Source organism: Thermodesulfobium sp. 4217-1 (assembly GCF_039822205.1).
Taxonomy (GTDB): Bacteria; Thermodesulfobiota; Thermodesulfobiia; order Thermodesulfobiales; family Thermodesulfobiaceae; genus Thermodesulfobium.
The window spans coordinates 1-23848 of record NZ_JBAGBW010000005.1; the positions used below are offsets into that span (position 1 = coordinate 1).

Below are 23848 nucleotides of genomic sequence, written 5' to 3' on the forward strand. Positions count from 1 at the left end.
CAGCACTATTTGTACTAGCAGCACTATTTGTACTAGCAGCACTATTTGTACTAGCAGCACTATTGGATGACAGGGAATTTAGAAGAGCATCTACATTATTGCTCCACTGCTGATAGTTAGAGCTGGTATTAGCTCCCGAAGCCGATGAGCTCTGCACCTGAGAGTCAGATTTTGAATTTTTAGAGCCAAATATTTGAGAAAAAATCGAAGCAGAAGCGTAGTTAGCGGTAAATAAAACTAAAGAAAATGCACATAAAAGAGTTAGGACACTCTTAATTTTAAACAATTTGATATCTCCTCCTTAATAAACAAACAATTTAAGTTTAGCCACATATAAAATGATTTTAACATATTTTATCTAATAAATACAAAAAAATTTTAATCTTCTATGACTCGCGGATCTAACAGTCTATTTAAAATATCAGCTAAAAGATTTGAAAGAATTACTAAAACTGATGAAAAGACCACTATACCCATTATAACAGGATAGTCTCTTGAAAATATAGCATTTACACCAAGTCTGCCCATACCTGGCCATGCAAATATTGTTTCTATAATAAAGGCTCCACCCAATACATCAGGAAGAGATAGCCCTAAGAGAGTAATCAAAGGCATAACTGCAACCCTAAACACATGGTAAAGAATTCTTTTTTTTGAAAGACCCTTAGCAATTGCATACTGAATGTATTCTTCATGAAATATCTCTATTGCCATATTTCTTTGATATCTGAGCACCGAACAAATTATTCCAAACGATATAGCAAAAACGGGCAAAAAGAGGTGTGCTATATGATTTGAAAAAAACTGAAGACTTGGATAGGGAATGCCGACAGAAGAAAATCCTAGTACAGGAAACCATTTCAGGCTAACAGCGAAGACTCTTATCAAAATAAGCGCAAGAAAAAATGATGGAATGGAAAGTCCAAAAAATGAAAATATACTAGAAATGAGATCAAACTTACCTTTAAAAAAAGCCGATAAAACGCCCCAAAGAATCCCAAGCGAAAACCCTATTGATATCGCAGAACCCATTAGCTCAAGTGTAGCAGGCAATCTTTCCATTATTAAATCAAACACGGGTCTCGAATCGACAAATGATCTTCCGAAGTTCAAGAACAAAACATTTTTAAACCATATTAGAAACTGTACATAAAGACTTTGGTTTAAGCCAAGATTATTTCTTATTCTTGCAAGATCTTCGGGTCTTACCTTTGGGTCGATCAACAAAACACTTGGATCCCCCGGAGCAAGGTGAATTATAAAAAAGCTTACAGCAGATATTATAAAAATAAGCGGAATAGCTGATAATAGTCTTTTGGTAATATACCAAACCATAATAATCCCCACGCAAGAAAATTAAGTGTTAAAATTGTAAAAAAATACCCACCTAAAATTTGAAATATTCCTAAATTGTATATTTTTTTAAAAGGATCTAATCTCACATTGTTAATAGTAGCATTGTAATAATTTTTCATAAAATCTCTGCCTGCAAGGATAGCATTCATTAAATCTTTTTCTTCTGGCTCTGTTGTAGTTATATAATATTGAACTTTATTTCCCAAGAATCTCCATATAAAGAGAGCAATTACTATTGCTAAAATCGGATTTATATAGATAACCATAATTTGTAAAAGCAAAACCAATATCAAAAGATTTGTGCCGCATCTTTTGTGAACTCTTGAATATGAATTCGCTGAATAGGCCGAGAGAATATCTCCAGATTCTATTGCATGGGCTACCTTGTGTTCTGCACCATGTAATTTTGATAATCTTGTGAACTTTATCAAAATTAAAAAAATTGCTAATGGCAAAACAATTGCTAAAGCTGATGTCGTAAGATTTTCTGCATCTCCAAATAAATATTTTGCCACTTCAAAGAAAATATCTCCTGTTAAAAAAATCAAAATAGCAAAAAAAGAAAACAAGCTCCCCGTCAAAAACAACTTTATATCACTTAGCCCACCTTTAGCAATGCCATTTGAGAAGAAGACTCCAAATGGGGTCGAGATACCAGATACCTTAGTGGGCATAGAATAGCCATTTAAGAATGCCATTGCGTTTTCATAATATAAAACCCCTAAAGGCATGTTGTTTGAACTGAGCACTACTACAGGCTTTTTATAAGATATAGAAAGTTGAAAAAACTTATCTATATTATCATCTTCAAAAACGCATATTGCAGGGGAAATATGTTTCTTTAACAAGAGGTCGCTCACTCTGTCGTTCCAGTCAGATCCAATAACGTCATCTTTTGATATTGCAAAAAAGCCATTGGGCGTAGAAATTAAGAAAATTTCACAGCCATGAACTCTAAAAAATAAAATAAGCCTGCCCACAAGATCAAAATTTGAAATAAAATTGACTTTTTTGTAAGCAGGCCTTAGATCAGAAATCAAAAGGGTTTGCATCGATAGCTTGATTATAAATATATGCTTCCTTTTTCTTTTGTGATTCAAAAAAGGAAACGAAATCTTTTTTTATCTCTACAAGCTGCTCTCTTTGGTGTTTTACAGAGCTACTTGCCGTGCCTCCATATATATTCCTTGCATTCACAGAAGAAACGAAATCAAAATTATTCCAAGCATCTAAATTGATATCTTTGAGGGTTTTCTGAACATCTTCAAAATTAAGTTCAAAAATTTTAACATTATTTTCTTCAGCAAGCCTTACCAAGGACCCTACCCTCGAATGAGCATCCCTAAAAGGCACACCTCTTTTTGCAAGATAGTCAGCAATATCGGTTGCAAGAAGATCCTGGTTAAGGCTTCCTCTAATCTTCTCAACGTTCAATGTTATTCCAGAGACAAAATCTGGCATCAGAGAAAGAATAGAAGAAACAATGTCAAGAGAGCTAAATACTGATGTCTTATCCCCCTGAAGATCTCTGTGATATCCTATTGAAAGGCCTTTCATAAGAGCTAACAAGGAAACAAGATTTCCTATGTTAATAGATGCCCTGCCTCTCACAAGCTCAAGAAAGTCAGGATTTTTTTTCTGAGGCATAATGGATGAACCAGTACAAAATTCATCAGGCAAACTCACAAAGCCATACTCAGATGTTGAAAATGTAATCAGATCCTGCGAAAAGCAGGAAAACTTAATGCTCATTGATACCAAAGCATAAAGAAAATCTAATGCGAAATCCCTTGATGAAATGGTCTCTATACTGTTAAAAGTTGGCGCTTCAAAACCAAGCTTTTTTGACAGTCTAAATCTATCTATATCATAAGCGCTTCCAGCAATTGCAGCGGACCCCAATGGTAACATCTTACATGATTCATACACATCCATAAGCTTCTTGGTGCACTCGAACAAACCATATAAGTGTGCAAAAGCCCAATGGGAAAAAATAACTGGCTGAGCCTGCTGGGTATGGGTATAAGATGGCATTATTACTTCTTCATATTTTTGAGAAATGTCAAGCAAAGAATCAAACAAGTTATTTAATTTCGTCATAATATTTAATATTTCAATTCTGAGAAACATCTTGAAATCTGTAATTACCTGGTCATTTCTACTTTTTCCAGCATGCATTTTAGAAGCGCTATCGCCTATTCGTTCAAATAACAATCTTTCGATAGCCATATGTATATCTTCGTCTTGATCAGAGAATTCAACATTTCCATTTACAAATTCCTTGACAAGACTCCCGATACCAGTCTTAATAACATCAAATTCTTGTTTTGAAATAAGTCCTATCTGAGATAACTCTTCAGAGTAAACAACGTTTAAGCAGGCATCTTGAAAGAAAAACCTCTTATCAAGATCCAAAGATGAGCTAAACGCTATAAGTTCACTTTTGGTATCTGGGAGTCTCCCCTGCCAGGCTCTAAATCTATTTGTCATGCTTTACCCTATGATAGACTCTATTTGGCAAACTAAATATGTCGATAAATCCTATTGCGCTGTTATGTAAAAATGAGTCATTCTGACCATAAGTAGCTAAATCTTGCTGATACATACTAAATTCTGAATTTCTACCTACTACAGTAGCACTGCCCTTGTAAAGCTTCATCTTTACATTTCCAGTAACTCTCTCACTAAATGAGTCGATAAATGCATCAAGTGCGCTCTTTAATGGAGAGAACCAAAGACCATCATATATTTGACAAGAATATTTTTCATCAATCATAGCCTTAAAATGAAACAGATCCCTAGGTAAGACCAAAGATTCCAGGTCTCTGTGGGCCTTTACCAAAACAGTTGCCGCAGGGGCCTCATAAACCTCTCTTGTTTTTATGCCTACCAATCTGTTCTCAACCATATCAGAGCGTCCAACTCCATTAGAACCAGCAATTTTGTTTAACTTCTCCACGAGATCTTCTGGCTGCATTCTTACTGAGTTAAGACCCACAGGAACGTTGTTCTCAAATTCGATATCGACATATTCGGGTTTATTGGGAGCTTTTTCAGGGGAAACAATTAACGCAAAGGCTTCTTCGGGCGGCTCTTTTTCAATATTTTCTATTGGACCAGCTTCAATACTTCTGCCCCAAAGATTTAAGTCAATTGAAAATGGGCTTTTCTTACCAACTGGAACTGATATGTTGTTTTTTTGTGCGTAATCGATCTCTTCTTCTCTGGTCATAACCCATTCTCTCATCGGTGCCCATATCGCAAGATTTTCTTTAAGAGTTTTTATTGTAAGGTCAAACCTAACCTGATCATTCCCTTTTGCAGTACAACCGTGAGATACTGCTGATGCGTTATTTTCCTTTGCAAGTTTTACCAAATAAGAAGCAATTAGTGGCCTGGAAAGCGCAGCAGAAAGATGATAATTGTATTCATAAGTACAATTGGCTTTAAGAGCTTTAAATGCATATTCATTTAAAAATTCGCGCCTTAAATCTAAAGCAATTGCCTTTATTGCTCCTACATTTCTGGCTTTCTCAACAATGGGCTCAATCTCTTCACCCTGTCCGATGTCCACTGTGAGAGTTATAACTTCAGAATCATATTTATCCTGCAACCATTTAATAGCTACAGAAGTATCAAGACCTCCAGAATAAGCTAATATTACCTTTTTCTTCACGATAACCTCCTATTTTTGCTTTTTTCCTCCACGTTTTGATTCCAAACTTCTCTTTAAGTCAAGTAGTCTTTCTTCGCTTTGCTTCTTAAAAATACTCATCTTATCTTCGAAACTAATCGCAGCCTGTTTGATAGAAAGTTCAATTTTTCCGTCATTTTTAATAGTTAAAACCTTAACCCTTACCTTATCGCCCTTTTTTAGTACCGTATCAACCTCTTTTACATACTCTTCGGACACTTCAGAAATGTGAACAAGTCCTACTTCTCCCGAAGGAAGTTCAATAAAAGCTCCAAATTTTGCTGTCCCAATTACGACACCCTCATAGAATTCTCCGGGCATGATGTGAACCATAAAATTTTAGCTACCTCCATCTTTTTTTATAATTATAAGCTTTTCATCTTTATGCAAAAAAGAGTAATTTTTTCTTAAGTAAAAGTCTAACCAAACTGGATCTTCAAATAACTTTATTCTTCTATCAAGAACACTTATTTCATTTTCTAAATTTCTTTTCTTCTCTAAAAAGGAATTTTTTTCTTTGTTCAACAAAGATACTTTGTTTATACCATCTACAACCCACAGAGCCAAAATAATCAACAAAATTATTAATATAAAAAACCATAAAGTCCTAAGCGGCCCATATTTATTGGGTCTAGACCTAGGACGAAATTTTGTATCCGCTGCCTCTTTTTGGTAATTCATCTTCAACCACAACAGTTAATGGTTTAGGGGAAGAAATTTCAATTTTATCTCCCATCTTTACATTATAATCAGGTTTTCCAGCCTTACCGTTAATAGATACCAAACCAGAATCGCACATTTGTTTCGCTATTGTTCTTCTCTTTATCAAACCAGTAACTTTAAGCCATTTATCTAGTCTCAATTTTTTTTGCTTTTTCCCAATAAAAATCTAATTTTTCAATGCCAAGTTCTGAAATTTGTAAATTTTCATCCCTAATGATCTTTTCCATAACAGAAAACCTATTAATAAACTTCAATGTGGAATGTCTTAATGCGTCTTCTGGAATTATGTCGAAAAATCTCGATAAATTTACCACACTGAAAAATATATCTCCCATTTCATTTATCATTTTATCTTTATTGTCTTCTTCTAAGGCAGCCTTGAACTCAGCAATTTCCTCTTTAATTTTATCAAAGATTTCGTCTGATCTATCCCAATCAAACCCAACGTTTTTTGCCTTTCTTTGGGCTTTGTATGCCAATATAAGAGCAGGAAGGGCTGTTGTAAAATGCGAAAAGATACCCTCTTCATCAGTGTTTTTTTTAGATTTTAACTTTAAATCTTCCCATTTTTTTAACACTTCATCAGAATTTTTGACACAGGCATCCCCAAAAACATGGGGATGCCTGTAGATTAATTTTTTTACTAAGGAGTCTATAACGTCATCAACGTTAAAAACTGATCTCTCTGACTCCATCTGTGAGTGAAAGACTACTTGCAAAAGCACATCGCCTAATTCTTCCTTCAGAGAAGACATATCATTTTTATCAATTGCATCTATTACCTCATAGACTTCTTCGATAAAGTTCGATTTTATGCTTTCGTGGTCTTGCTCCCTGTCCCAAGGGCAACCTTCATCTGATCTAAGAATATTCACAACCTCTATTAGATCAAGAAAATTGTAATGTTCTTTAGACAAGAAAAAATCTTTGTTCAATTTACTGACTTCCAGAGCTTTGTTGGCTTGGTGCTTGTTGCTGCGTTTGAGAGTTTGTATTAGGAGTATTTGTAGTAGGCTGCGGTCCTTGAACTGGCTTTCCTTCTTTCGTCTTGTTCAACAACGAAACAAGCCAAATCTTGAACTTATACCATGAAGTGAGAATAGGATTATCCATTGGTGCAACAATAGGATTTGGTGTAATCTTTGACTGTTCTTTCTTCTCCTTAAACCACTTTTCCAAACTTTGAGCCTGTTTATTTCTAAGCAGTTGAGCAGTAAGAGTAGTTTTTACTTCATCAAAAGAAAGCTCTTTTGATGGCCTAGTCCCAAGCTTTTCTATTATATGATAGCCGAAAGGACTTTTTACTGGTTTGGAAAATTCATTATCTTTTAGAGCGTCAGCAGCTTTTGTCAAATCTGGTACCAAGCTTGCCTTTGAAATCCAGCCTAAATCACCACCCTTATCCTTGGTGGGCGTGTCTATAGAATATTCCTTTGCAAGGACAGAAAAATCCTTGCCCTCTTTAAGTTGATCATAAATATTGTTTGCCTCTTGCTCGGTCTTAACCAATATGTGCCTGAGATGGATTTGTTCTGGCTGTACAAATTCCTTTTTGTGCTCGTCATAATAAGCTTTTACTTCAGCCTCTGAGATGGTCACGTTCGAAGTTAATTTCTTAAATAGAGCCTCAGCAGTAAGCTGCTGCTCAAGGATGTTTCTCAGCTCTCCCATAGAAATCTTCTGCTTTGCCAGAGCTTCGAAAAAGTCTTTCTCAGAAGGAAAACTTTTTTTTATCTCTTCTATTCTTGTATCTACGTCAGAAGGAGTAATTTTTATGTTCTCTTTTTTTGCCTCTTGTGTGATTATCTTGTTGTCTATCATATGACTCAATACTTGCTTTTTTAACTCAAGGAAAAAAGATGCCTCTTTCGGATCATAAAGATTTATACCATATTGCTGATAATAACTAATAGCATCGCCTAAGGTCTTTTCGTATTCATACCTTCTAATTGGATCACCATTTACAGTCGCCACAGGTTGAAATTCAAATAAAGTATAAGCGCCTGAGGCTATCAGAACAACGACTAACAGACCTATCCAAAACTTTATGTTCTTGAAAATTCCAAAACCAAATCTTTTGCCTTTCTTCTCATTTTTTGACTCAACTTGTTCCACATTGGTAGTTTCTTTTTTCTTTCTAATAGAAAACAATTAAGTTATTACCTCCTCAAAAATTTGCATTAATTATAACAAAAATATAAGAAAAAAAAATAAAACCCCCTTCAACAATCGAGAAGGGGGAGAAATTTTAGGATATTTTTTAGGATACAAAAGCCTTTTCAAGAGGTGGAGCAATCTGCTTTTTCCTTGACATTACGCCTGGAAGCCACAAAGAATTTCCTTCTGGCTTCTTTCCGAATGCCTTCTCTATTATCGCAGCATCTCCTGCAAAGAACAATTCTGATCCCTCTTTCATAATATCTGTGGCAGCAAATGCGACCATAGCATATCCACCAGAATTCTTTAACTCTCCTATAAACTTGACTATCTCATCTTTTCTGTTATAGGCTTCATTGATATCAAGAATCTCTGTTTGACCGATACCGACCTTTTTTCCGCCAAAATCAAAATCTTTGTAATCTTTCTTTACAACGCTATCAATCGGCTTGCCAATGATACTGCCCTGTACCTTCTTAATCTCTATGCCAAAAGCATTTACATCATCTATACCTGCAATTTTTGCAAGCTCCTTAGCAATCACTCTATCTTCTTCTGTTGTTGTAGGAGACTTAAAGATAACAGTGTCAGAAAGAAGAGCGCTCAATAGAAGACCTGCTAATTTTGGCTTGCTCTTAATTTTGTCCATGTGATGCTTGGCTATAATTGTGCAAGTTGAACCAAGCGGCTCGTTTAAGATGCTAATTGGCATGTTGTTTACAAAATTAAATTTGTGATGGTCGACAATCTCAATAACCATCGATGAATCTTCTCCACAAACTCTTTGTGAAGATTCGTTGTGATCTACTAAAACAAGACTCTTTCCTTCGACATTTTCCAAAAGCTCAGGTTCAGCAAAACCAAATTTGTTTAAGACAAACTTAGTCTCATCGTTTAGCTCGCCTGCTCTCGCGCTCTTATAACCCTTTAACTCAGCGTAAACAATTGCAGAGCAAACGCTGTCGGTATCTGGTGCCTTGTGACCAATTACAAAAACATCTGACATTAAAAATATACCCCCTTAAGATATAATTTTGACTTATGGTTAGTATAACAAAATTTATATCTAAATTCAACAATCACCATAATATAAAATTTAAATAGAACTAACCTTGATAGTATCATAAAAAAATAGAATTCAATCTAACAAATTCTTATATATTAAACGAACTTCCTTATCTATAATCTTTACAAATTTATCTCATTAAAAATGCTTTGCAATTCATCTTCCGTGTTCTTTAATTTGCTTTTACATAAGTTGACCAGAAATAGAGCCCTTTTTACAATCTTTGTAAGATCGTCCATTTCAATATCTTCAGATTCGATCTTTTTTAAAATAGAATTTAGCTCTTCCAACGCTTCTTTGTAGCTTATTTCTTCGCTCATTGTTTTTTTACCTTCCTTTCAACTACGCTATAAATATCAAAATTTAGCAAATGAGTAACAATTGTAGCCCCAACAGGAACATCTTCAAAATTTTTAATACTTTTCCCATTATAGTTTGTGATAGAAAATCCCTTTTTAAGAATTTCATCAGGATCTTGCAGCATTATTTCTTTCTCAATTTTCTCGATTATACTTGAATTTTTCTGTAAAGTGTTCCAGGCTATATTCTTAACATTGTATTCGATTTTATCAAAATAAGAATGCTCGGTCTTTAACTTATCCTTAAAAATTGAAAAAATATTAAAGCATATTTTATCTGTGCTTCTCTTTTCTTGATTAAGTCTATTAAGAAGCTCAGGAAAAATTCTATTTCCGATGGCATTAATATCAGATCTTGATTCCTTTAAGCTTTCAAGACAGCCTTCTTTAACCTTAGAAGCTATTCTTTCTATCATCTTTAGTTCACTATCGATCTTTTCAGAACTCACCCTTGAAATGCTATGTAAAACATTTTTAATCTCATTTTCAAAGTCATCGACTTTATTTATCAAAAAATGTGCTACAGCAGTGGGAGTTTTAAAACTTTCATAAGCTACATAATCTAAAACAGTCTTATCTCTGTCATGCCCTATGCCTACAAGTGCAGGAATTGTAAGTTGTGATATCTTTTTAGCTAAGTTGTAATTGTTAAAACAATCAAGCTCGCCTACCGATCCGCCGCCCCTTACAATAACCACAACTTCAAAACCCTCATCCTCAATTATGGCATCCAGAGACTTTAAGATTGAATTTTCTACATCCTTTCCTTGCATAACGGAAGGGAAAAGTTTCACATTGAAAAAGTAACTCTTTTCGTTATTTATGAGATGATTAACAAAGTCCTCATATCCAGCAGCAGTTTTAGAGGTTATTAAAGCAATTTTTTGCGGAACAAGCGGAAAAGCGCAATTCTTGTTTAATTCCAGGGCGCCTTCTTTCTCAAGCCTATCAATAATTTGATTTTTCTTTAGTTGCATCTCTCCAATCGTATAAGAAGGATCTATATTTAAAATATTTAAAGTCACTCCGTAGGAAGGATGATATGAAAGCCTTATTTTTGCGAGGATCTTCATCCCAACTGATAATTTTTCTCCTAATATAGTCTCAAAGACTCCTAATATAAATTTTTTATCGCTCCATATTACAGCTTTGTTTTTAGCAATTATCTCTTCATCTTTCTTTTCAATTAGCTCAATATTTACATAACCAGCTGCATTATAGGTAATCCTTGATACCTCAGCTATCAAAAAAACCTCATCATCAAAATTATTTTTGATAACCTTCTGTATTAATAAATTAAATTCGTATAAAGTTAAAAACTCTTTGCTGTTCATTAAAAAAACCTCACTATTTTTTTTATAATTCTATAACATTTGTGCTAAAATTAAGTCGTTTATATAAACCATTGCGGGGTGACAAATTGAAAACTATGTCAAATTTTATTCCAAAAAACGTTAAAAGGTTAAGTAAAAACCTAAACGTGCCAGAGTTAGTCGAGATAGCCATAAAGAATGGTGAGGGAGCTTTGACGAGTGATGGTTCGCTTTGTGTGAGAACTGGAAAATTTACAGGCAGATCACCAAACGATAGATTTATAGTTTACGATGAAATTTCAAAAAATACTGTCGATTGGGGAAAGGTAAACCTTCCCATACCAGAAGAGAATTACAAAATTATTAAATCAAAAATCTATGCATATATGCAAAACAAAGAAATATTCGAATTTAGCGGTTGCGTAGGAGCAGACCCAGATTATCAGGTTAATGTCAATGTCTTTTGCGAATATGCCTTTTCCGCTCTTTTTTCAAAATTTTTGTTCATAAACAATGAAAGCAAGATGAACAAGGATAACTTCAAGATGTATGTATTGCCTGGATTTTCAGTCGATCCAGAAACTGACAAAACTAATTCTGACGCAGCAATAATACTAAATTTAAAAGAAAAGACGATCATAATATCAGGCAGTATGTACTGTGGAGAAATAAAAAAAGCAATTTTTACCTGCATGAACTACTTTCTCCCCGAAAAAGATGTATTGCCAATGCATTGTAGCGCAAATATAGGTAAAAATAACGATGTAGCCCTATTTTTCGGCCTTTCGGGAACTGGAAAAACCACCCTTTCAAACGATCCTGAAAGAAAATTGATTGGAGACGACGAACATGGCTGGTCTGATAACGGCATCTTCAACTTTGAGGGAGGATGCTATGCAAAGTGTATAAATCTATCCAGCGAGAACGAACCTATCATCTATAATTCAATTAAATTTGGCAGCCTACTGGAAAATGTCATACTTGACAAAGACAGATTGCCAGACTACACGGATTCTACAATAACAGAAAATACAAGGGCAGCGTATCCAATGGAAGCAGTTAGCATTGCAAACGATAAGCTATACGGTCCTCATCCAAATTGCATTGTCTTTCTAACTGCAGATGCATTTGGCGTCATGCCACCTGTCGCAAAGCTAAATCCTGAAACTGCAAGAGACTTTTTTCTTTGTGGATATACTAGCAAATTGGCTGGAACAGAAAGAGGGATAATAGAGCCTCAAGCAACTTTTTCTTCGTGTTTTGGAGCACCATTTATGCCAAGAAGGCCAATCGAATATGCCAGTTTATTAGAAGAAAAGATAAAAAAACACAATGTAAGAATATATCTTTTAAACACTGGTTGGATATCAGGACCATTTGGCATTGGCAAAAGAATTGATATAAAAGCCACAAGGATAATTGTAAAACATATAATTGATGGCACAATTGAAAATTCAAAATTCGTAAAAGACAAATATTTCGGTCTTACCATACCCGAATACCTCGAAGGTGTCCCATCAGAAATTCTAAATCCTATAAATTGCTGGGAAAACAAAGACGAGTATATCCAAAAAGCCAACGACCTTTCAAAAAAAATTGAACATCAGATCAAAAAGCACAAAGAATAGTAACGGCATAACCTTTTTTGAAATCATAATAACCATTGCCATATCTTCGATTTTCTTGTTTACAATAGCTCCTGCTTTTATGGAAAATATTATATTAAATTGGAAATTAGAAAATCAGGCAAACTTGATCGCCCAAAACCTCAGAATTTTAAGAAACTCAGCATTTAATGGGCAAACCAGAAATTCAATACTTTTCAATATTGGTCAAAACGCATACTATATCATCTCAGAAAATGGCAAAACCTACTCAAGATTTGATCTCCCAGATCAAATAACATTTAAGAACGCCTATTGCGGCATTTCACAAAATTGCAGCTTTAGCATTCATGGAGCCCCAAATGAGGGTGGTGGAAAAATTTCACTTTTATGCAAAAAGATTAATAAAGAAATAGATATTGTTATCTCCACCGCTACAGGAAGAATATGGATCAATAAAAACGTTAATTAAGCTCTATTGATATGGAAGGCAGCCACATAATAGGTATTTTCCAGATGTGAATTACCGAGTTATCAGATGATAGCTGCTTCGTATCTATGTTGTATGAAATTTTATCAGCAGTAAAGGGGCTTCCAAGTGCTACCCCATTTATATTTTGTAAATTCAAAGTAAGTCCTGCTGAAGTTCCTTCAAGACTAGCATCTTTCCCGGAAAAAAAGAAATCTCTGCCCTCTACAAGAACTTCACCTTTAGCAATACCTGTTTTCTCAAAAGGGTTGTATTCAACTTCTTTTGCATATAAATTAAAATCCTTTTCGCTAATGTGAACGTTTTTATCTAAAAGAACGCTTGTCTTTTTTAAAGAAAGCAAATCGCTTAAATTTATTTTCCCTAATCCCCCGCCCCCACTTTCAATCTTCATTCCGTTAACGCTAAAATCAAAGTTATTCTTTGGAGTTAGCCTTGCTTTCTCCAATTCAAAAGAATGCCTCTTATTGGAAACTTCAGCATTATTGGCATAAAAAACGCCAATAAATGCTGCAAAAAAAAGCGCTAATATGAGGATAAAGTTTTTGTTTAAAATCCACAAGAGCTACAATCTCCTCCAGAGCATCCTGCACAAGAAGAGGAGGATGTAGATGATTCAATGTCAATTAAACTATCAGCGCTGTTAGATGATTTCTGTCTCGAAACCATCGGCTTTGATATGACTCTTTTTATGTCAGATGAACCACACTTTGGGCAGTTTGCTTCATCATCTTTTTTGTCAACACTCCTTAATAGAGTAAACAAGTTTTTACAATCGTTACACTTATATTCATAAAAAGGCATTGTTAGAACCTCCTATTAAAATTTTTTATAAAATTTGTTTCTTTCAACATCGAAAAACGAATTGTCAAATAGATCGACTGGACCAAAAAGCTTGCCATCTTGAATACTAAAGCCTACAGCCAATGATTTTGGAAAAGCCAAAAAATTTGAAGAGTCATAAAGGGTTGAGGGCAAAACTTTGTAAGTCAAGCCTTTTAAAATGTAATTTAAATTATAAAAGGGCTCTGAGACTCTCCACAGTGAAGCGGTATAACCTTCTATAGAGGCCATCATAAATTCATCTTTACAATCCTTGATAGATTCAATATAAAAGTCGGATTTCGATTTTTTTATGTCCTTAATAATTTTAAAAACATCCTTAAATTGGACATAGGATTTATGATGCCCCTTAAGACTCAAGTTGATGTTATAAAGTTTAGAAAGCTCAGTTTTAAAAAGATCGATATTAGAAAAGGGCTCCATAAACATTTTTAGAATATTAAAATTGTAATGCAAAACATTCTGGTTAAGAGATATAAAGATCAATATAGATTCGTGTTTTCTCTCAGAAAAGTAGATATTTTTAAAATGTTTTAGTCCAGATATATCGCGAGCAAAATTGTATTCACATTTTTTCAGATTATCCATTGCATTGTGAATAATTTGATCGATGTCGTCAGCGCCTTTAAGACTTTCAGAATTTGAGGAAATAAGCAAAAGTATAGTATTTGAAATTGCCAAAAGATTATAGTCGAGAATCTCATTATTCCTTACAAGTTCTGATAAAAAGCACTCAAGTCTTTCAATCACAGCAGGGTGTACGCTTGCGTTATCGACATAACCTGAGACTTCAAATTTAGTTAGATCCAATCTAATTTTCATAACAAATCCTGCAAAAAATAGTTATTATGATCGTCTTCAATATAATACTATTTTGCCACATTATATCTAGTTATACCAGCAGGACCGCCAACCCATAGGGTATTTTCATACACCGCAAGTGCCCTAATATCGTTATCCAATAGTCCGTCAGCCTTCGTAATTTTCCCAAAATCACCAGTTGCCTCATTGTAAGTCAATATTCCCTTTGGGCTCATCATATACACTTTGCCATCCTGGTATGAGAAACCTACAATAGAATCTGAATAAATCTTTGGAACGTAATAATCTTTAAACTTATTGCCCTTCCTGGTATATTGGACAACTCCATAGCCAGTTACAAGAGATGATTGGTCTTGAAAAACGCTAAACCATGCGCCGTCATCAGTTACAATACCATTTTCGATCCACGGGTAAGACGTGATACCAGGCGGATAGTCAGCAGGCAAATAATTTATCCACTTACCAGATTTTTTGTCAAAAATATTGATAGCAGACGATATATTTAGTCCCAACATATTTGCTTCTCTTGAAATAGCATAGATCTTATCCTTGTCACCCAAAATCAAAGTAAATGCGCCCATTATTATATGATCTTTTTCAGAATATATAGTAATTTTATTTGTCTTAAGATCCATCTTGTACAGACCCTTTTCTGTCCCGACCCAAAGATCATTGGAATCCCTATAAATGCTCATCACAGAGCTAAAAGCATGAAAGCTCTTCTCAGGGAAGGAAGCTACAAGTTTTGGCTCTCTAAGATTCCAGAGTTCAATTCCATTTTTGCCACCAAGCCAAAAATTAGAATCTCCTTGATAATAAACGGTACTATAATCAAATTTAGAGTTTATACCTACCCACTTATTATCCTTTAAGTACATAATTTTTCTATCGTTATCACCCTTTTTGAAAAGAGCATAGACGTTGTTATTATCAAAATAAAACTTTTCTACTTCATATCCCAAAGGATAACCATCGTTGTAAGGCACAACCTTGGATGCAGATTGGATCAAAAAAATGCCAAAACTCGTAGCAGCCCATACGTCTTTTTCATTTTGAACGCCAAGAGCCTTAATATCTTTTAATTTATCAAAAGTAATAACAGATCCAGGGGCCTGTTTCGTAAGAGAGACGAAATAGCCTATAACCCAACCCTCTGAATTGTCCTGAAATTTAACCTTATACCAATCTGCCTGTTTTTCAACAGACTGAATTGGCGTAGTTTGATTAATTATTTTTATAATTTTGTAACTCGTGCTAGGACCCTCTCTCACAGGTATATTATTCCCTACAAGATTACCATCAGGGGTAAAGGCAGCAGCATATGCAGTGGAGAACAAAAGTCCCCAGAAAGCAATAAATAAAAGAACCCTCTTAAAATTATTCATTTCTCATCCTTTCTTATTGCGTATTTCGTGTATAATCTCCAGAGCAGCGATAGCACCCTCTCCAACAGCAGTAGAAACCTGATATGGTTCTCCTGTGCAATCTCCTGCGGCATATATCCCTGGAATATTGGTCCTCATCGATTTATCAACTATAACAGCTTTTGACTTTTCGTTGATCTCAATGCCTAAAAACCTGGCTATATCAAGAGAGCCCATATTTCCCAAAGCAAAGAAAACCCCATCAGTAGCTATAATTTCATTGTTATCCATTAAAACACCGCTAACTTTTTCACTATCGCCAACTATCTCAAGGGCTTTGCCCGTAACTAGATCGGCATTGTTTAGTTTTAGCTTACTTAAAAAGTTCTCAGACATGTCAAACTTTTTTTCATGAGAAACTACTGTTATTTTTGATGCAAAGGGTACAAGATCAAGAGCCTCTTTAGCAGCCAGATCTTTATTACCTATCACGACCACAGGTCTGTCTTTATAAAAAAACCCATCACAAGTGCTGCAATATGAAACTCCCTTACCAATGTACTCTACTTCATTTTTAACACCAGAAGGCTTAACGCTCAAACCTAAAGCTAAGATTAGAAAATCAGCTTCGTAGCGATTTTCTTTACTGGTTTCCACATAAAAGCCACCATTTTCAGAATAATTGGAAGCAATTACTTCCTCTTCTGCTATAACGGCTCCAAATTTTTTTGCTTGCGCAACCGATCTTTCTTTAAATTCTTTTCCAGAAATACCATCTGGAAAGCCAAGGTAATTCTCAATGTTATGTGCCCAAGACGCCCTGGAACCATCAGGCAAGCCTAAGACTAAGGTCGAAATATTTGCCCTCGCCATATAGACCGCAGCCGACAAGCCGGCAGGACCAGCCCCTAAAATAATCACATTATATTTCAATTTTCAAACCTCCAAAAAATGACTAAATTATTATAAACCATTGTTGCATACAATAGAATTAGAAAGTTATCTAGGCAAGTAATTTAGAGGATTCATATATCTTCCGTCAACCTTCACTTCAAAGAGTACGTGTGGCCCGGTAGACCAACCAGTACTGCCAGCGTAAGCAATCACTTGACCCTGACTAACCCTTTGTCCAACAGACACTATTAAAGAGCTATTGTGAGAATATGATGTACTAATGCCATCACCATGGCTTATTGTGACAATCTCTCCATAACCATGTTCCCAACCAGAATAAGTTACTATTCCCCTATCTGCTGCTCTCACAGGAGTACCATAGGGAACTCCTATGTCAATACCCGTATGAAATTCTGGAGTGCCAAAAATAGGATGAATCCTCCAACCAAAGCCAGATGTAATAGGCCCATCGACAGGCCATATAAAATCTCCAGGAAAGCCTCTACCCCTGTAAGCAAGGGCGACGCGAGTATAGCCGCTATTGCTATCTGTTGTCCACTTATTCACAACCTCAGATACCACATCAAGCCCTGGTATAAATATATTCTGACCTGCCTGGAGGAGTTGAGAATCTGGAATGTTATTTGCCTTTAAAATTCTTTCCTCGCCAACTCCATAAATGTTACAAATTTCACTAAGAGTATCTCCATCTTGCACTGTATACATAACACCGTTCATGTTAGGAATATTTAATTTTTGTCCAATTTTAAGATATCCTTCATCATTAATGTTATTCAAAAGTTTAATAGTCTGATAACTAACATTAAATTTCTGGGCAATACCATCAAGGGTATCTCCATCTTGCACTGTATATTGCTGAATCTGAATCTTTGAGTTGTTCAGAACCTTTTTGCTGCTATCTGCTGGTAGGCTCTGAATAGAAACCCTTGAAAAGCCAGCATTTTGTGAATGTGAATTGGCGTAATTAGTAAGAAACAACCCGATTACTAAAAGCGGAACAATTGGAAAAAAATAAAATATCTCCTTTTTATACTCTTTCAAAAAAGTCTTTATACTGCTAAAACTAAGATTCTTTAACCAATTAAGCAATAAAATCACCTCTCAAATTTAAATTTGATTTAAAAATTATGATATAATCAAATACGTTGTGCCCGTAGCTCAGTTGGATAGAGCGTTGGACTACGAATCCAAAGGTCACAGGTTCGAATCCTGTCGGGCACGCCATTTTAAGTTCCATTTACAGAAAAAAACCTCATTTATTGTTTACCTCCTGAAAAGCCATTGTTTCCCTTTGCCCCATTTAAGCAATTTCATCAGACAAAATAAATAATCTTCATTAGATTTAGATTAAGAATAAATCCAAGACAACTTTAAAAGTATAAATTTTTAAAAAGGATATGTCAAACATTATTAGCATAAAAACAATATTTTTAATTGTATTTTAATATAGAATGGATTATATATAGTTTTTTGAAATTAACACAAGTGTATTGACAAAATAAAAAAGATAATATAAACTTATCTTCGAATGTATGAATATAAGTTTATGAGGAGGTGAAAGAAATTAATTTGTTACAGCTCTTTGAAGCTCATGCAGAACTTTGCAAAAGCCTTTCTAGTCCAAAAAGGTTGATGATAATAGCTATGCTTTCCGAAGGAGAGGCTAACGTAACTGAAATATCAAAAACAATTGATGCCAGACCATCTACGGTTAGCCAGCACTTAGCTATACTTAGATCGCACAATTTAGTTGATACCAGAAAAGAAGGCAAAACTATATTCTATTCACTTTCAGACAAAAGGTTAGGTGATGCTTGTAGCATTATAAGACAAATCCTTTATGAAACGATGAAAAAACAAGGAAATTTTGCAAAAGAGATGAGTATAGAAAGCAATTTCTTATGTTTTAAAACAAAAAATAATCTTAGGAGGCTACCATGAGTTTAGATTTAAAAAGCTTAAAAGTTGATACATCAGTCGATGCAAGAGGAAGCGCCTGTCCAGGACCATTACTTGCAGCCAAAAGACAAATCGTCTCTATACCTATTGGAGGAATTATGGAAGTTTTGTCATCCGATGAGGGCACGAATGAGGATCTACCTTTATGGGCAGAAAAGGTTGGACATGAATTTTTAGGTGACGTTGAAGAAGCTGGATACTGGAAGCTTTATGTAAAAAGAGGAAAATAAATTGTCAAATCCAAAAATCTTAGTTTTTTCAACAAATAATATTTCAGATCCTGGCATTGATCTTGCAGGGGCATCTCACATGGACTATCCAGAATCAGTAAAGATCATCACAGTTCCTTGCTCTAGTGGCATAAGTCCAAAATGGATTTTAAATGCCATAAAAGGTGGTTTTGATGGAGTATTTGTAGCTGCTGATGGTACAGACTGCCCATATTTAACTGATTGCACTGATAGAACTGCAAAAATAGTTGAAAAGTCTCAAGAACTCCTTAAAGCAAATAATTTAGATCCCAGAAGGATAAAAATGGCTGCAATATGCTCAGTTTGTGCCGAATCATTTGTCTCACATATTAAAAAGTTTCACAAAGCATTAAGTGAGTTAAATAACTAACTATAAGGAGCAAATGGTGAGTGACTATAAAAAATTCGATGCATTAGTTGTAGGTGGGGGAATTGCAGGGATGGAATCATCCATCTTGCTTGGCGACATGGGTTTTAAAGTGCTTCTTGTAGAAAAAGAATCCAGTATTGGCGGCAAGATGATATTACTTAGCAAAGTATTTCCTACCCTTGACTGTTCAAGCTGCATATCTACGCCAAAAATGGCTGCTACTGCTGCTCATAATAATATTACCGTGTTAAATTATAGCGAGGTAGAGGAAATAAAGAAAAAAGAGGATTCGTTTACTGCTAAAATTCTTAAAAAAGCGTCTTTTGTAGATCCTGCTAAATGCACTGGCTGCGGCCAGTGCGAGCTTGCATGCACTGTTCCCCTGCTCGATCAATTTAATTGCGACTTGATTCCCAGGAGAGCAGCATACATTGCATTTCCTCAAGCAGTTCCAAAAAAAGCTGTAATAGAAAAATTTGGAACATCTCCTTGTACTTTTGTATGCCCTGTTGGCGTAAAGGCTCACGGATTGGTTTCACTGTCAAGATCTGGAAAATTTGAAGAAGCATATAGCTTGCATCTTGAAGATTCGCCGATGGTCGGAACTCTCAGTAGAATCTGTTCTGCGCCATGCGAAAAGAGATGCACAAGAAACCAGTTAGAAGGTTCTATTCCTATTCGAAACATAAAAAGATACATAGCAGACAAGCACTTTGAAAGCTTCCCTACACCTCAGAAAAAAGAACCAAAGAATATATTAGATAAGAAAATTGCAATTGTAGGCTCTGGTCCATCAGGATTGAGCGCAGCGTATTATCTTACCAAAAAAGGTTACAAAGTAACTATCTTCGAATCCTCTGATAAATTAGGCGGAAAGCTTCAACTAATACCAGACTATCTACTGCCAAAATATCTCTTAGACAGAGATATCGAAGAGATAACTTCATATCAAAATATCGAAGTAAAACTAAATACTACAGTATCTTCCTTAGGGAAACTAAAAGATGATGGATTTGAAGCAGTTTTATTATCGACTGGAACCTGCTATGACAAGGGTGAATATCCTGATGTCCTAAAGCAAAAAAATGCTATAGATGCAATATCATTTTTGCAAAACAAAGAAAACCATGAATCTCTTAATTCTAAAAACGTAGTTGTATTTGGTGGAAACAATATTGCTATGCACTGTGCCAGAATAGCGCTCAGACACAAGGCAAATGTTTCAATACATTTTGAAAAAGACAGGATTGATATGAGCGCTTCAAAGAAAGAAATTGACGATACTGTAAACGAAGGGGCAAAATTAGTCCTAAATTCACAGCTCGACAAGTTAGAGAATGCAGATTTCATAATTTACTCAATCGATCCAAAGCCTGACTTGTCTATCTTAAAGGGGTCTGAATTAGAGTCAAGCTCATTGAAGGTAAACGAATTCCAACAAACTCAAATTCCGTGGATATTTGCTTGTGGAGATGTAACAAGCGGACACTCAAACATTCTTAAAGCTATTTCAACATCTAAAAAGGCTGCATTTTATGTAGATCTATTTTTAAATAATACAGATCTACATTCGGAGAAATTTGATGACAGACTCCCCGCCGTAAAACCAAATGAGATAAAAGAACGTTACAATTCAAGTTTCCCAAAACATATGCAATTTTTACCACATCTGAGACCAGACAAGCTCAGTCTTGAAGAAATAGAGCAAACCATATCTGAAGAAGAGGTAAAAAAGTACGCCACAGGCTGCTTAGATTGTGGTGGATGCAGCGAATGTCACCAATGCGTAAACATTTGCCCTGCAAACGCTATAGATTTCTCGATTAGACCTGTAAACTACGAAATAGAAGTGGATACCGTAATTGTATCCACAGGATTCAAGCTGTTTGACGCAAGCAAAAAAGAAATATTTGGATTCGGTAGATTTCCAAACGTCATAGATGCAATGCAGATAGACAGAATACTCGCCCCAACCAGGCCGTATAACGCTGTTATAAGGCCATCAGACGGTAAGGTTCCCTCAAATATTGCTATGATACTGTGCGTAGGCTCTCGTGATAAAAAGGTAAACAACAATATTTGCTCCAGAGTTTGTTGTATGTATTCGCTAAAACAGGCCCAGCTTATTATGGGAGCGCTACCTGTTGCCGATCTGACAATATATTACATTGATATAAGAGCTTTCGGCAAGGGATATGAAGAATTTTATCATCAGGCCAAAGAAATGGGCATCAGATTTGTAAAGGGGAAGGTTGCAAGAATTGAAGAAGATGAAGAGAGCAATCTAAATCTATTTTACGAGGATATCGAGGAAGATGGTCAGGTAAAAATTGCAAATCACGATATGGTAATATTATCAGTCGGCTTACTGTCAAACACATCAGCTTTTGAGCCATTCAAGGATTTAAAACTAGACTCAGACGAACATATGTTTGTAAAAGAAGTGGACGAAAACATAGAACCAGCAAAAACCTCGATAGATGGAATATTTGTCGCAGGAACATCAACCGCTATAAAAGATATCCCCGATTCGGTCCTTCATGCCGGAGCTGCTGCGGCACAAGCAGCCGGATATATTTCAAAAAAGAGGAGGGGGCTATGAGCGATAAAATTGGCGTTTTTGTTTGTTATTGCGGAGGAAATATATCTGACTTTGTGGATGTAGAAAAGGTAAAGGATACAATTTCGGGTGAAGAAGGCGTAGCATTCGCTAAAACGAATATGTTCACCTGTTCTGATAGCGCTCAAACAGAAATGATAAACGCTATAAAAGAAAAGAATCTTGATGGAATTGTAATAGCATCATGCTCGCCAAAACTACACTTAAAAACATTTCAAAATATGGCACAAAGAGCAGGACTTAACCCATATCAGTATACTCAGGTAAATATCAGAGAGCAATGCTCATGGGCACACACCCACAACAAAGAAGCTGCCACTGAAAAAGCAATAGATTTAGTCAGAGCAGGTATAGCGAAGACCAGAAACTCAATCCCCCTTACTCCGTTAAGAGTAAATACTGTAAATCAAGCCCTAATAATAGGAGGCGGCATATCTGGACTAAGGTGTGCTTTAGCGCTATCTGAAATGGGAATTTTTGCTCACGTAGTAGAGAAAGAATCGAAAATAGGCGGAAATCTAAACGATATAGGAATGGTCTTCCCAGACAAGAAAAACGGTTATGAGCTAATAGACGCCCTTGCAAAAGAAATTAAAAAGAGAGACAACATAAACATTTACACAAATGCAAAATTAACAAAAAAACAAGGCAGTGTTGGTAATTTTGAATGCGATATAGTTTCTGGAAACGAGAAATTAACTCTAAATGTTGGTTCAATAATTTTGACAACTGGATTTAAACCTTATACTCCAGAACCCAATGAGTTTGGTTATGGACATCCTAATGTAATAACATTGGTGGATTTTAAGAAATTATTATCAAATAATTCTAAAAAAGGCGAATTAATCTTTAACGGTCAAAGAGTTAGAGAGATAGCCTATGTTTACTGTGTTGGGTCGAGGGAAAGCACTAAGGAAGATGGAAATAAGTATTGCTCCAGATATTGCTGCAGCGCTGCCAATTATACGTCTCTTTTAGCTTTTGATATCGATCCTAAATTGAAGCAATACCACATTTATAGAGATATTAGAACCTATGGCAAATACGAGGAATATTATGAAGAAAACCTTAGGCGCGGCGCATTATTCTTTAAATATGATGAAGAAAGTCCGCCAGATATCAGCTCCAAAGGTGAAAGAATAAAGATATTGGTAAAAGATAGGCTTATAGCAAAAGATGATATTCTAATCCCCTGCGACTTGTTAGTTTTAGTAAATGGCATGGTAGCGAATGAAAACGCAGAGCTAAACAATATTCTAAAAACTCCAATTGGTAAAGATAAATTTTATAATGAAATACATCCAAAATTAAGACCAGTGGAAACTGTAATAGACGGTATATTCATAGCAGGAACGTCACAGGGACCGAAAAATATCTCAGAAAGCGTAGCAAGCTCGATGGCTGCTGCATCAAAAACAGCATCTCTTCTCATTAAGGGCTATGTAGACATTGAACCAACAATTGCACATGTAATAGAAGAAAAATGCACAGGTTGCAAACTTTGTGAACACTCATGCCCATACGAAGCAATATCTTTTGTAAGCAAAAACGATAAAGCAATTGCAGATATAAACCCAGCTATTTGTAAAGGATGCGGTGGCTGTGTTCCAGATTGCCCCGAAGACGCTCTCGAAGTTCTTGGCTACACACACTCTCAAATAAATTCTATGATAGATTCTATGCTTTTGGAGGCAAAAGAATGCTAAAAAAATTTATTAGGCCACCATTACAAGTTATCAAGAGCGAAATGTATTTTCATGAAAAAATAGCCTCTTTACTTAAAAATGAGCCCAAAACAATCCCAGAACTCTCACAAGAGCTAAATGTACCCAGCTACGAAGTCACTATGCACCTAATGGCAATGAGAAGATACAATCTTGTGGAAGAGCTTCCGAAAAAGAGACGAGATGATTACTATAAATACGCTCTCAAGGAGAAATAA

The 23848-nt window shown here is 35.4% G+C and carries 26 protein-coding genes, 1 tRNA gene and 1 pseudogene; 9 read left to right on the top strand and 19 right to left on the bottom strand.

Annotation, left to right across the window (positions count from 1 at the left end; translation table 11 throughout):
- From V4762_RS02970 to xseA, 13 genes and pseudogenes are all read right to left on the bottom strand, one after another.
- Positions 1–286: pseudogene (locus tag V4762_RS02970) on the bottom strand (hypothetical protein); the annotation flags it as partial.
- A gap of 92 nt (positions 287–378) precedes the next feature.
- The gene (locus V4762_RS02975) at positions 379–1335 is read right to left on the bottom strand and encodes an ABC transporter permease (protein ID WP_347314292.1); all 957 of its coding nucleotides are present in this window, start codon (positions 1333–1335) and stop codon (positions 379–381) included.
- Entirely contained in the window at positions 1281–2396 is a 1116-nt protein-coding gene (locus tag V4762_RS02980) for a DUF1385 domain-containing protein (RefSeq protein ID WP_347314293.1), read from the bottom strand. Before V4762_RS02980 ends, V4762_RS02975 begins: the two co-directional genes overlap by 55 nt.
- On the bottom strand, positions 2386–3846 hold the full coding sequence (gene argH, locus V4762_RS02985; RefSeq protein WP_347314294.1) for an argininosuccinate lyase: 1461 nt from the start codon (positions 3844–3846) through the stop codon (positions 2386–2388). Before argH ends, V4762_RS02980 begins: the two co-directional genes overlap by 11 nt.
- On the bottom strand, positions 3836–5032 hold the full coding sequence (locus tag V4762_RS02990; RefSeq protein WP_347314295.1) for an argininosuccinate synthase: 1197 nt from the start codon (positions 5030–5032) through the stop codon (positions 3836–3838). Before V4762_RS02990 ends, argH begins: the two co-directional genes overlap by 11 nt.
- 9 nt (positions 5033–5041) lie before the next feature.
- Complete coding sequence (locus V4762_RS02995) at positions 5042–5383, bottom strand: S1 RNA-binding domain-containing protein (protein WP_347314296.1); 342 nt, start codon at positions 5381–5383, stop codon at positions 5042–5044.
- Positions 5384–5389: 6 nt separating this feature from the next.
- Entirely contained in the window at positions 5390–5617 is a 228-nt protein-coding gene (locus V4762_RS03000) for a hypothetical protein (RefSeq protein WP_347314297.1), read from the bottom strand.
- Positions 5618–5687: 70 nt separating this feature from the next.
- Positions 5688–5912, bottom strand: a complete 225-nt coding sequence (locus V4762_RS03005; protein ID WP_347314298.1) for a S4 domain-containing protein — start codon at positions 5910–5912, stop codon at positions 5688–5690.
- Positions 5899–6708, bottom strand: a complete 810-nt coding sequence (gene mazG / locus V4762_RS03010; protein ID WP_347314299.1) for a nucleoside triphosphate pyrophosphohydrolase — start codon at positions 6706–6708, stop codon at positions 5899–5901. The genes V4762_RS03005 and mazG overlap by 14 nt, the downstream gene beginning before the upstream one ends.
- A 1-nt stretch (position 6709) precedes the next feature.
- Positions 6710–7924 carry a peptidylprolyl isomerase gene (locus tag V4762_RS03015; RefSeq protein ID WP_347314300.1) on the bottom strand — a complete coding sequence of 405 codons (1215 nt, stop codon included), beginning with the start codon at positions 7922–7924 and terminating at the stop codon, positions 6710–6712.
- A gap of 109 nt (positions 7925–8033) precedes the next feature.
- On the bottom strand, positions 8034–8936 hold the full coding sequence (locus V4762_RS03020; protein ID WP_347314301.1) for a manganese-dependent inorganic pyrophosphatase: 903 nt from the start codon (positions 8934–8936) through the stop codon (positions 8034–8036).
- Between the two features lie 182 nt (positions 8937–9118).
- Positions 9119–9316, bottom strand: a complete 198-nt coding sequence (gene xseB, locus V4762_RS03025) for an exodeoxyribonuclease VII small subunit (protein ID WP_347314302.1) — start codon at positions 9314–9316, stop codon at positions 9119–9121.
- Positions 9313–10689: an exodeoxyribonuclease VII large subunit gene (xseA, locus tag V4762_RS03030; RefSeq protein WP_347314303.1), complete on the bottom strand. Its 1377-nt coding sequence runs from the start codon at positions 10687–10689 to the stop codon at positions 9313–9315. Before xseA ends, xseB begins: the two co-directional genes overlap by 4 nt.
- 95 nt (positions 10690–10784) lie before the next feature.
- Here xseA and pckA point away from each other — a divergent pair, with 95 nt between their 5' ends.
- Both pckA and V4762_RS03040 read left to right on the top strand, forming a co-directional pair.
- A complete protein-coding gene (pckA, locus tag V4762_RS03035; RefSeq protein ID WP_347314304.1) occupies positions 10785–12296 on the top strand; it encodes a phosphoenolpyruvate carboxykinase (ATP) in 1512 nt (503 codons plus the stop codon).
- A complete protein-coding gene (locus V4762_RS03040) occupies positions 12265–12744 on the top strand; it encodes a hypothetical protein (RefSeq protein ID WP_347314305.1) in 480 nt (159 codons plus the stop codon). Before pckA ends, V4762_RS03040 begins: the two co-directional genes overlap by 32 nt.
- Here V4762_RS03040 and V4762_RS03045 read toward each other — a convergent pair.
- From V4762_RS03045 to V4762_RS03070, 6 genes are all read right to left on the bottom strand, one after another.
- A complete protein-coding gene (locus tag V4762_RS03045; protein ID WP_347314306.1) occupies positions 12737–13324 on the bottom strand; it encodes a hypothetical protein in 588 nt (195 codons plus the stop codon). The two genes, V4762_RS03040 and V4762_RS03045, sit on opposite strands and share 8 nt — an antisense overlap.
- Positions 13312–13566 (bottom strand): FmdB family zinc ribbon protein, encoded by a 255-nt coding sequence (locus tag V4762_RS03050; RefSeq protein WP_347314307.1) that lies wholly within the window; start codon positions 13564–13566, stop codon positions 13312–13314. Before V4762_RS03050 ends, V4762_RS03045 begins: the two co-directional genes overlap by 13 nt.
- A 15-nt stretch (positions 13567–13581) precedes the next feature.
- Positions 13582–14427 carry a fructose 1,6-bisphosphatase gene (locus tag V4762_RS03055; RefSeq protein WP_347314308.1) on the bottom strand — a complete coding sequence of 282 codons (846 nt, stop codon included), beginning with the start codon at positions 14425–14427 and terminating at the stop codon, positions 13582–13584.
- A gap of 47 nt (positions 14428–14474) precedes the next feature.
- Positions 14475–15812: an SH3 domain-containing protein gene (locus tag V4762_RS03060; RefSeq protein ID WP_347314309.1), complete on the bottom strand. Its 1338-nt coding sequence runs from the start codon at positions 15810–15812 to the stop codon at positions 14475–14477.
- A gap of 3 nt (positions 15813–15815) precedes the next feature.
- On the bottom strand, positions 15816–16724 hold the full coding sequence (locus tag V4762_RS03065; RefSeq protein WP_347314310.1) for an NAD(P)/FAD-dependent oxidoreductase: 909 nt from the start codon (positions 16722–16724) through the stop codon (positions 15816–15818).
- 66 nt (positions 16725–16790) lie between these two features.
- On the bottom strand, positions 16791–17795 hold the full coding sequence (locus V4762_RS03070; protein ID WP_347314311.1) for a M23 family metallopeptidase: 1005 nt from the start codon (positions 17793–17795) through the stop codon (positions 16791–16793).
- A gap of 58 nt (positions 17796–17853) precedes the next feature.
- On the opposite strand from V4762_RS03070, the gene V4762_RS03075 reads away from it, so the two are divergent.
- The 7 genes from V4762_RS03075 to V4762_RS03105 all read left to right on the top strand — a co-directional run bounded on the left by V4762_RS03075 (position 17854) and on the right by V4762_RS03105 (position 23848).
- Positions 17854–17930: transfer RNA gene (locus V4762_RS03075), tRNA-Arg, on the top strand.
- 330 nt (positions 17931–18260) lie between these two features.
- Complete coding sequence (locus V4762_RS03080) at positions 18261–18647, top strand: ArsR/SmtB family transcription factor (RefSeq protein WP_347314312.1); 387 nt, start codon at positions 18261–18263, stop codon at positions 18645–18647.
- Positions 18644–18895 (top strand): sulfurtransferase TusA family protein, encoded by a 252-nt coding sequence (locus V4762_RS03085; protein ID WP_347314313.1) that lies wholly within the window; start codon positions 18644–18646, stop codon positions 18893–18895. The genes V4762_RS03080 and V4762_RS03085 overlap by 4 nt, the downstream gene beginning before the upstream one ends.
- A 1-nt stretch (position 18896) precedes the next feature.
- Positions 18897–19286: a hydrogenase iron-sulfur subunit gene (locus V4762_RS03090; protein ID WP_347314314.1), complete on the top strand. Its 390-nt coding sequence runs from the start codon at positions 18897–18899 to the stop codon at positions 19284–19286.
- 13 nt (positions 19287–19299) lie between these two features.
- Complete coding sequence (locus tag V4762_RS03095) at positions 19300–21888, top strand: FAD-dependent oxidoreductase (RefSeq protein WP_347314315.1); 2589 nt, start codon at positions 19300–19302, stop codon at positions 21886–21888.
- The gene (locus V4762_RS03100; RefSeq protein ID WP_347314316.1) at positions 21885–23612 is read left to right on the top strand and encodes a CoB--CoM heterodisulfide reductase iron-sulfur subunit A family protein; all 1728 of its coding nucleotides are present in this window, start codon (positions 21885–21887) and stop codon (positions 23610–23612) included. The genes V4762_RS03095 and V4762_RS03100 overlap by 4 nt, the downstream gene beginning before the upstream one ends.
- Positions 23606–23848, top strand: coding sequence for a hypothetical protein (locus V4762_RS03105; RefSeq protein ID WP_347314317.1), 243 nt, complete (start codon positions 23606–23608; stop codon positions 23846–23848). The genes V4762_RS03100 and V4762_RS03105 overlap by 7 nt, the downstream gene beginning before the upstream one ends.